At 40.1% G+C, this 9,177-nt stretch carries 10 protein-coding genes and 3 pseudogenes; 2 read left to right on the top strand and 11 right to left on the bottom strand.

Features of this window, described 5'->3' with window-relative positions:
- Positions 1-1,046, top strand: a pseudogene (locus A9G41_RS03005) (RHS repeat protein); the annotation flags it as partial.
- The gene (locus tag A9G41_RS03000) at positions 1,043-1,366 is read left to right on the top strand and encodes an RHS domain-containing protein (protein ID WP_065583367.1); all 324 of its coding nucleotides are present in this window, start codon (positions 1,043-1,045) and stop codon (positions 1,364-1,366) included. The pseudogene A9G41_RS03005 and the gene A9G41_RS03000, both read left to right, overlap by 4 nt.
- A 16-nt stretch (positions 1,367-1,382) precedes the next feature.
- On the opposite strand, the pseudogene A9G41_RS13840 reads toward A9G41_RS03000, so the two are convergent.
- The 11 genes and pseudogenes from A9G41_RS13840 to A9G41_RS14825 all read right to left on the bottom strand — a co-directional run.
- Positions 1,383-2,494: pseudogene (locus tag A9G41_RS13840) on the bottom strand (IS3 family transposase).
- Positions 2,495-2,564: 70 nt separating this feature from the next.
- Positions 2,565-3,533, bottom strand: a complete 969-nt coding sequence (locus A9G41_RS14830) for an RHS repeat-associated core domain-containing protein (RefSeq protein WP_075539319.1) — start codon at positions 3,531-3,533, stop codon at positions 2,565-2,567.
- A 39-nt stretch (positions 3,534-3,572) separates the two neighbouring features.
- Entirely contained in the window at positions 3,573-4,154 is a 582-nt protein-coding gene (locus A9G41_RS02980) for a hypothetical protein (protein WP_065583365.1), read from the bottom strand.
- A gap of 54 nt (positions 4,155-4,208) precedes the next feature.
- The gene (locus A9G41_RS02975; RefSeq protein WP_442902734.1) at positions 4,209-4,673 is read right to left on the bottom strand and encodes an AHH domain-containing protein; all 465 of its coding nucleotides are present in this window, start codon (positions 4,671-4,673) and stop codon (positions 4,209-4,211) included.
- A 75-nt stretch (positions 4,674-4,748) separates the two neighbouring features.
- Positions 4,749-4,814, bottom strand: a complete 66-nt coding sequence (locus A9G41_RS14935; RefSeq protein ID WP_442902733.1) for a hypothetical protein — start codon at positions 4,812-4,814, stop codon at positions 4,749-4,751.
- Positions 4,815-4,905: 91 nt separating this feature from the next.
- Positions 4,906-5,199, bottom strand: coding sequence for a barstar family protein (locus tag A9G41_RS02970; RefSeq protein WP_075539320.1), 294 nt, complete (start codon positions 5,197-5,199; stop codon positions 4,906-4,908).
- Between the two features lie 2 nt (positions 5,200-5,201).
- Positions 5,202-5,786 (bottom strand): annotated as a pseudogene (locus A9G41_RS14440) (RHS repeat-associated core domain-containing protein); the annotation flags it as partial.
- Between the two features lie 27 nt (positions 5,787-5,813).
- Positions 5,814-5,873, bottom strand: a complete 60-nt coding sequence (locus A9G41_RS14930; protein WP_442903288.1) for a hypothetical protein — start codon at positions 5,871-5,873, stop codon at positions 5,814-5,816.
- Positions 5,874-6,153: 280 nt separating this feature from the next.
- The gene (locus A9G41_RS02960) at positions 6,154-6,384 is read right to left on the bottom strand and encodes a hypothetical protein (RefSeq protein WP_075539318.1); all 231 of its coding nucleotides are present in this window, start codon (positions 6,382-6,384) and stop codon (positions 6,154-6,156) included.
- 363 nt (positions 6,385-6,747) lie between these two features.
- Positions 6,748-7,227 (bottom strand): hypothetical protein, encoded by a 480-nt coding sequence (locus A9G41_RS02955; RefSeq protein WP_075539317.1) that lies wholly within the window; start codon positions 7,225-7,227, stop codon positions 6,748-6,750.
- A 1-nt stretch (position 7,228) separates the two neighbouring features.
- The coding region (locus A9G41_RS14825) for an RHS repeat-associated core domain-containing protein (RefSeq protein WP_143425400.1) at positions 7,229-9,177 on the bottom strand (1,949 nt) is incomplete at its 5' end.

The following is a 9,177-nucleotide window of genomic DNA, read 5'->3' as shown; positions in this document are numbered from 1 at the left end:
TTGACGAGGTAAAAACCACTTATCATTACGATTTAAATGGCTATTTAATTGAAAAACACGAGTATGGTAACCAACATGATGAAAAACCGCTCATTACCCGCTACCAACGTGATAGCCGTGGAAAACTCATCGTAAAAGAGCTAGCTGATGGCATAAAAGAGCACTATAGTTACAATCAGAATGGATTATTAACACAAATACTCGATGGGCAATCGGTTTTAGGATGGGAATATAATAAAGTTGGTCGTTTAACGGCCGAGCACCAAAACTGGGCGACTATCCGCCATCGCTACGATGAAATCACCGGCTTACTCAATGGCACTAAACTGCCCGATGGGCAATGGTTAGAATATCATTACAATCAGGGTCAGCTACTGGGGATGACACTCGACCACCAGCCATTAGCCGCTTTTCGTTGGGATAAACAAGGGCGAGAGTATGAACGCCGTCAGGGTAATGGGCTGGTTAACCGTTACCAGTATGACCCGCTAGGGCAACTTATTGCCCATCAACGTTATCATGGTTATGATATCAGCACCCAGACCTCGCCAACGCCAATTTGGCAACAGCAGTATCACTATAATCCTAACGGACAGCTTGCCGAAATCACCGGACATCAGCCACGCCGTTACCGTTATGATAACGCCGGTCAATTACACACAGTGACTTATCCTGAGGTCAATCCCGAGCAGCATCATGCTGAAAAAGTCGAGCAGTTTGATTACGACCCAACGGGCAATAAAATCAGTGAAACCCAAGCGCTAGCCCCTATGCCTTTTCATGCCAATATCGCCAAAGGCAACCGGTTAACCTTTTTTAGTGATAAATACTTTGAATATGACCGCTTTGGTAACCTAATTGCCGAAAAGCGCGGGAAAAACCACAGTCTGGTTACCCACTATCAATACGACTGCCGGCATCGACTTATCAAAGTGATTAAACCGACAGGGCTTATCATCACTTATACTTATGATGCCTTTAACCGTCGTACTAGCAAAACTGTGGATGGTAAAACTACCGAGTTTATGTATTCGTCTCATCCATGAGACTCACCCTTGCAGGGCCAACACTAAAGCGTTGTTCAAATTTGTTCCAGACAAATTTGTGGCAAGGTAGTAAACTTATTGCTGAAACGGATAACGATAAACACTGGCAAAGCTACCTTTACGAGCCAGACTCTTACCGCCCATTAGCCCTGGTGCATGGCAATGCGCAGCAAGACAACATCAAACTCTACTGGTATCAAAACGACCACCTCGGCACACCCATAGCCCTTACCGGCAGCTTAGGTGACACCCTCTACGAATGCCAGTATAATGCCTATGGGCAGATAATAGACGAAACCTGGTATGTCCACACTTTTTAGTACCAAAAAGATAAGGTCATAGATTCATTTTATATTCAATGGGTGACTGGTAATTTAAAGACGAATGAAGCCTGTTGTAATTAAACCAATCCACATAGTGATTAAATTGCAACCTGAGTTGTTCAAGTGAATCAAAAATCGTGTTTGACACAAATTCAGTTTTCACCGCTTTAAATGTTGCTTCAGCAACAGCATTATCATAAGGGCATCCCTTATGGCTTAATGAACGCTCAATGCCAAATTCCTTTAAACATTCATCAAGTAGATGATTATCAAATTCTTTTCCTCTATCTGAATGAAATAACTCAACTGAATTTAAGTTAATAGGGATTTGGCTGATAGCATCCATAACCAGTTGAGCATTTTTATGTTTTCCAGCACTTCGTCCCACGATTTCTCGATTGCTTACATCAATAATCACACAAAGGTAATGCCATTGTTGTTTTACTCTCACATAAGTTAAATCAGTCACTAACACTTTTCGTTGTTGGCCTACGGTAAACTCACGATTAAGTTGCTTACTTACTGTTGATTCGTTGCTTTGTTCTGTATTAGCACAATATTTTTTACAGGTATATTTTGATACTCATCCGTTTTCTTGCATGATTCGACCAATTCGGCGACGGGATAATAGTATGCTTTTCTCCCTAAGCTCTGCTTGTAGTCGCCTTGTTCCATAGGCTTGATAGTTATCGTTAAATATCGCTTTCACTTTTTTACTAAGCTCTTTGTCTGTTTTTTTACTGGTTAATTGTAGTTGATAATAGAAGCTATTTCTTGACACTTGTAAACATCGACATAACGCACGTAAACTATATCGATGTTGATTCTCGGTGATTAATTTGATTTTCGTCCTATTATCAACGCCGCTTGCTTTAGGATGTCATTCTCCATTAACAATCGCTTATTCTCTTTACGTAGGGCTATGAGCTCATTTTCTTGAGCACGACGATTAGCTTGAGCTGTAAACTCACCAGTGGTTTGATATTGCTTAATCCACTTATCTAATGCGGATTTAGTCAGGTCGTATTCGGTGACAATATCCGCTCGTTTTTTGCCATTTTGGTATAACATTACCCTCTGTTTTTTAAATTCATTACTAAAACTGCGTTTTTCTCTTCTTGAAATGGGATTTGTCATTGTTGGTTCCTTTTGTTTTTTGGTTATCATAACAATGACCTTATTAAACTGGTACTAATTAGTGTGGCCTGTCCATAGTATAAATTCTTTTTCCTTTTTCAGTTATAGTTATTATTGGATTTACGCCTGCAAACTTTTCAATAACTTTGTTAAGATTTCCTGTAGACCAATTCTTTGAATATTTTTTAGCTCTAGCTGCACCGCCAGTTAGCCCTTCAGTATTTGTGCTATTCGTTTCTTTTTTAGCCTTTACCCCCGGACACTCATCCGACAACCCCAACGGGTCAATCCAAGCCAGTGGGTCGGGGACGTAGCGGTAGGCATTTTCACCACCGGCCAGTCCTATTGGGTCTTGGCTGATGTAGCGGGCGGTGTACGGGTCGTAATAGCGGTAGCGATTATAATGTAACCCTGACTCTTCGTCAAAATACTGCCCTTGAAAGCGCAGGTTTTGTGGTACGGTGCGGTATTCTATGGCAAGGTTGCCATAGGATTTGTAAACACCACTCCAGACAATGTCACCATTCGCCGTTATGAGCTCTTGTGGGGTGCCGAGTTGGTCGTTGAGGTAGTAGTAGATTTGCCCACCTCGTCCACGACCGACTAACTGCGCCATGGGTCTAAAGCCGGTGCTACCCGGCTCGTAAATGTAACTGATGCAGCGGTAGTCTTGGGCTTTGGTGTGTTCATTGCGGATTACCTCTACACTAAAGTCCGCATCATCGGCGTGGCATTCCGTAATAAGGTTTTCACCTTGCCAGAAGAACAGCGTTTTATCGCCCGTTTGCATGTCGGTTTTGCTGATTCGGCGACCAAAGGCGTCATATTCATAACAGTGTACGGTTTCTACCGTTTGATGAAAGTCTTTGTCGTTTTCATCCCAGTAGTGGCGGATTTTTTTAAATTCAATAAGCTGATGTTGCCCATTCCATTTAAATTGGTGTTCAGTATGTTGCCGTTTACCGCGTAACTCTCGAATCACATTGCCGTATTGGTCGTACTGATAATGGCGGTCACCTTGAATCAATAAGCGGTTAGCCTTGAGTTTGTTGTGTAGTGCATTAAACTATGATGTTTCAACCACAAAGTGGTCTTGAAACGTAAACGCTAATAATCCTGCCTCTTCAACTCGTTGTTTAAACTTTTCTGTCACAAAAACTCGTCGGATATCTTCTTCTATAGTAAATAAATATTCATCGGTAATATTGTCAGCAATTAAAACTACATGCTCTATCATTAAACCATTTGGCCATTGTTTATAAATTGATTTTTCTTTATTAAAGCAATCTTTTAAAACATTAGTCGGAAAGTAGCCCCAGAACTTCTTTCTTTTACTTGCGGTAATAATCGGTAAAACTTGCCCACGCGGAAGAAAAATATCACTTAACGACTCTAAAGCCCTTTCACTTAACACATAAAAAGGAGCTGTAAATCCACTAATATCTAACTGATAATTCTTTTTTCCATAATCATTACGATACAATTCCATAGTCACAGGTTGGTATTCTTCACCAAACGGTTGCCAACGATGATATAGTGCCCTATCCATTGCTCTTCCCTGCATATCTTCTTGTCCCTCAGGACAATTTTCAATAAAATGACTATAATCAGACAAGTCTGAATTCAATAAATAAGTTTTTGATTTCATTGTGTTTTCTCCAATTTGATTAATTTATTTATGATTAAATGCAATAATACGCGCTTATGATGGTTTCAATATCGTTTTCCAATTTGCGTTACGATCGGCATTTGATAAAATATTTGCGATGTTTTGTAATTCAGCTTCTATTGCCTCTTTAGTACCTATTTTATCTGCATTTCTAAGCCGCTTATTGACTTCATTAATATAGTCATTAGGATGGCGACCGTTATGCCTTATTCCTGGCAGCGTTTTATTGTCCTTAGTTGGCAAAAACACACCATTCTTAGCACCGTTAATATCAATACCATATTTCTCTAAAATTTTTTGTGCTGGCGCTGCGTTTCTTGCACCTACGGGCACAATATGATGAGCAGCGGTATTGGCGGGGCGAACGATACCAGCTTCTTCTAATGCCTTACCTAGTTTACAACTGTTTAACCCCAACGGGTCAATCCAAGCCAGTGGATTGGAGACGTAGCTATAGGCGTTTTCACCGCCAGCCAGTCCGATAGGGTCTTGGCTGATGTAGCGGGCGGTGTACGGGTCGTAATAGCGGTAGCGATTATAGTGTAATCCTGATTATTCGTATCATCCTGATACTCACCCTTTCAGGGCCAATGCTAAAGCATTGTTCAAATTTGTTCCAGACAAATTTGTCCTCGTCAAAATACTGCCCTTGAAAGCGCAGGTTTTGTGGTACGGTGCGGTATTCGATAGCTAAGTCGCCATAGGGTTTAACTTCCTGCATCACACTTTATTATCTTAATTCAAAATTAATTTTTTCTGTTAAATTTGAGTCTATATCTTGTTCCTTTACTAATTGAAATATTTTTATAATATTATTAAATGTCATTTCTCCTAGCTGCCTTTTGGAACAATCTGAATTGTTCCATATTATTAAAACTGGGCGTTCTACGTCATAACTCAAGCAATCCCATAATGCATCTAGATTTTCACCATAGTATTGACTAAAACCTAATAAAGTTGCTATTTGTTTATGAAAATCAGATTCTGAGTGAATATTTTCCCCATTTAACACTATTTTTTTCATAGCTATTTCCATTTTCCTATTTTAGTGGTAGTTAAATAATGATCAGTTGTTATGTATAGTAAACCATCATTCGAATATAACAACCTTGTCTCTAACTGATTACTTCTAGACATCTTATTGTTTATTCCAATATCTGCTTCGTACCAAACACGATTTGAGCTATTAGGTAATATTCCTGTTGTATTATGAAAAATATCCCCCCCAATTTGTCCCCCTGGCACTGTATTATTTAATGCTTTACCTGGAGACCAACCTTGTTGAGCAGCCTGTTTCTTAGTTACGTAATTTGAAGGTAACTGTCCTGTTTCTCTAAGACTTTCAACAACATTATTAGCTGCTTCGGTTGTCTTAAGATCTAATTTTAATTTTTCATAACTAGCAGCATTGTGAGCAGAAGAGTTTGAATTGCCATTAGTATTATTAATTCCCGGACACTCATCCGACAACCCCAACGGGTCAATCCAAGCCAGTGGGTCAGGAACGTAGCTATAGGCGTTTTCACCGCCAGCCAGTCCGATAGGGTCTTGGCTGAGGTAGCGACCTGTGTGCGGGTCGTAATAGCGGTAGCGATTATAGTGTAACCCTGATTATTCGTATCATCCTGATACTCACCCTTACAGGGCCAATGCTAAAGCATTGTTCAAATTTGTTCCAGACAAATTTGTCCTCGTCAAAATACTGCCCTTGAAAGCGCAGGTTTTGTGGTACGGTGCGGTATTCTATGGCAAGGTTGCCATAGGATTTGTAAACACCACTCCAGACAATGTCACCATTCGCCGTTATGAGCTCTTGCAGGGTGCCGAGCTAGTCGTTGAGGTAGTAGTAGATTTGTCCACCCCGTCCATGATCGACTAACTGGGCCATCGGTCTAAAGCTGGTGCTAACCGGCTCGTAAATGTAACTGATGCAGTCGTAATAATAGATATTATTATGCTTGTTACATAAACATAAATTTTACAATGGATAATCATTATCCCATGTGGGTAACTCAAAATCATCCAAATTCAAATTATTTTTTGCTAGGTAGCTAAATAAATCATCGATTGAATTGATATATTCAAATTTGCCAACCCATTCGTAGCAAGGATCAAATCCATTTTCAATATCTTCTATAAAAAAAGAATTTTGACGAACTTTAAATTTAGCTTCCGATTTTTCACATATCTTTTTTTTATGTTCAGGCAAAAATTGGCATCCCAATCCATTACGAATCTCCCCTTTACAAAAGTAAATGAAGGATCAACCTGAATTTGCAAGCTAATCTCAAGCCAAGTCCTGAATCTTTTATCATTAGAAATCAATTCTTTCACTAAAACATCACCTTGTAAAAGATGGGTAAGATTGTCTTTGTGCATTATATATACTAAAGCCTTAGTGCTCTTGCGTAATGTGCCCACAATTGTCGTATTGCCATACTAGTATCGATTTTAGCAAGAAACCTACTGCTTTGCCTGACAAATTTGTTAGTTTCACCATTTACTATTTTGCTGGTACGGTAGCTAAAGGCATTGTAGGTGATGATTAACTTTGCTGGTTTAATCACTTTGATTAATCAATATCTGTAATCGTAATTGGTAAAAAAATTAGTTCTTCATCTTCTACTATAGATAACGGAATACTCGTATAGTAAGAAATTTCGTCTCCTATAGTTAATATATTAATAATTATAGAATTAGAAAATTTAAGATTAATACCCACAATGCATTGTTCCCTTTTTGATTCAATAACTTCAAGTTTTTCTAATTTTTCACCCACAGCCTGCTGAAAAACAGGAATGTTAGATATATCCATAATTAATTGTTTTCCATATTCCCCTAAGTCACTTTCAATCATAGGTGAATTATCAATTCTTAGCATAGAACCATCAGAACCACAACTAATTTTTCTTGTTATTTCATTTTCAAAAATAATTTGTAATTCTTGCGGATGATTAATATCCTCAGTTATATATATATATATAAGACCGTAAATAACATTAAGTTTTTTTCCAATAATACTTCTAAACCATTCTTCTATAGTTTGAAACATATCAATTAGCTCCTTTTAAGGCATTTTTTACTGAAGTGCTCTCTGTTACACCATCTTTTATGATAGTAATAAAAAAACCATTTGGTTTAGTTATAACGACATCAGAGCCTTTTATCCTAAAGAAAACATTTCCTCTATTTCCATTTTTACCTTGCCCTGCAAAAGTACCAGGTATAATTTTATCTGGGTTATTAGCTATATCATGTATTTTATCTAGTACTTTTTTCCGATCAACTGCATTTGATGCATTACCTCCGAAATCTTGAACATGTTTACCAAGCTTTTTACCTTGTTGCGCATTATCAATTTTGAAAACACTATTCGCACCCACACCACTACTTGGATTGGATGTATTTCCTGGTTTTGGTAATAATAAAATTGAATCATTAGGGCTTGAATTACTTTTTATTCCCGGACACTCATCCGACAACCCCGACAACCCCAATGGGTCAATCCAAGCCAGTGGATTGGAGACGTAGCTATAGGCGTTTTCACCGCCAGCCAGTCCGATAGGGTCTTGGCTGATGTAGCGGGCGGTGTACGGGTCGTAATAGCGGTAGCGATTATAGTGTAACCCTGACTCCTCGTCAAAATACTGCCCTTGAAAGCGCAGGTTTTGTGGTACGGTGCGGTATTCTATGGCAAGGTTGCCATAGGATTTGTAAACACCACTCCAGACAATGTCACCATTCGCGGTTATGAGCTCTTGCGGGGTGCCGAGCTGGTCGTTGAGGTAGTAGTAGATTTGCCCACCTCGTCCACGACCGACTAACTGCGCCATCGGCCTAAAGCCGGTGCTGCCCGGCTCGTAAATGTAACTGATGCAGCGGTAGTCTTGGGCTTTGGTGTGTTCATTGCGGATTACCTCTACACTAAAGTCCGCATCATCGGCGTGGCATTCCGTAATAAGGTTTTCACCTTGCCAGAAGAACAGCGTTTTATCGCCCGTTTGCATGTCGGTTTTGCTGATTCGGCGACCAAAGGCGTCATATTCATAACAGTGTACGGTTTCTACCGTTTGATGAAAGTCTTTGTCGTTTTCGTCCCAGTAGTGGCGGATTTTTTTAAATTCAATAAGCTGATGTTGCCCATTCCATTTAAATTGGTGTTCAGTATGTTGCCGTTTACCGCGTAACTCTCGAATCACATTGCCGTATTGGTCGTACTGATAATGGCGGTCACCTTGAATCAATAAGCGGTTAGCCTTGAGCTTGTTGCTGTGGGGGCAGGGTGCTTGGGGGGTGCCATGGGTTTTGGCAGTAGATGATGCGTGTTTTAATTCATCAAGTGGCTTTTCACTGCCCAGTAAGTTATCGGCTCCGTCAAAATAAAAGTGCTCATGATAGCCTTTATAGCTTAGCTCATCCGGTAACTGTCCTTGGTTATAAGGTTGGTGGCTAGCGCTACTGAGTCGGCTTTTTAAGTCGTGGGTGAAGGTTTTTACCCCTTTGTAGTTGTCGGTCATTTGGGTGAGCTCACCGGCAACATTATATTGGTAATGACGTTCAATCGGTTTATTCAGGCTGTCTTTGACCCTGACTTTTTGTTTAAGCAATCGACCACGGCTATCAAATTGCTGATGACAATTGAGTTCCCCAAATCGCCCCATGCTACGGGCAATTTCATTGCCTTCCTGCCAGCGGTGGGTCGATAGTGTTTGGCCGTTTAGGTCGATTTGGCTGACTTCATCACCTCGGTAATAGTGGGTTAAGATGTTACCATCAGGCAGGCGCATTCTAAATAAGCGTCCTGCTTGGTCATAATCAAAATATTGACTACTAAAGCCTTGGTGCTCTTGCGTGATGCGTCCACATTTGTCGTATTGCCATACCAGTGGCCATTTGCCATCGTCCACCTCATTGAGTCGACCAAATCCATCATAGTGGTAGGTGACCTTTTGTCCATCAGGCAATATACGGGCAGTTAACCGTCCGCAATGGTCACGCTCAT

It is taken from the genome of Gilliamella sp. Nev5-1, from assembly GCF_001690895.1.
GTDB lineage: Bacteria > Pseudomonadota > Gammaproteobacteria > Enterobacterales > Orbaceae > Gilliamella > Gilliamella apicola_C.
The sequence above is the reverse complement of the archived record's forward strand: the minus strand, read 5'-3'. Positions and strand labels throughout refer to the sequence as shown.

Bases quoted from the DNA above. Each gene is read 5' to 3' on its own strand.
- A9G41_RS03000 (WP_065583367.1), top strand. From the start codon at position 1,043: ATGAGACTCACCCTTGCAGGGCCAACACTAAAGCGTTGTTCAAATTTG.
- A9G41_RS02980 (WP_065583365.1), bottom strand. From the start codon at position 4,154: ATGAAATCAAAAACTTATTTATTGAATTCAGACTTGTCTGATTATAGT.
- A9G41_RS02970 (WP_075539320.1), bottom strand. From the start codon at position 5,199: ATGAAAAAAATAGTGTTAAATGGGGAAAATATTCACTCAGAATCTGAT.
- A9G41_RS02955 (WP_075539317.1), bottom strand. From the start codon at position 7,227: ATGTTTCAAACTATAGAAGAATGGTTTAGAAGTATTATTGGAAAAAAA.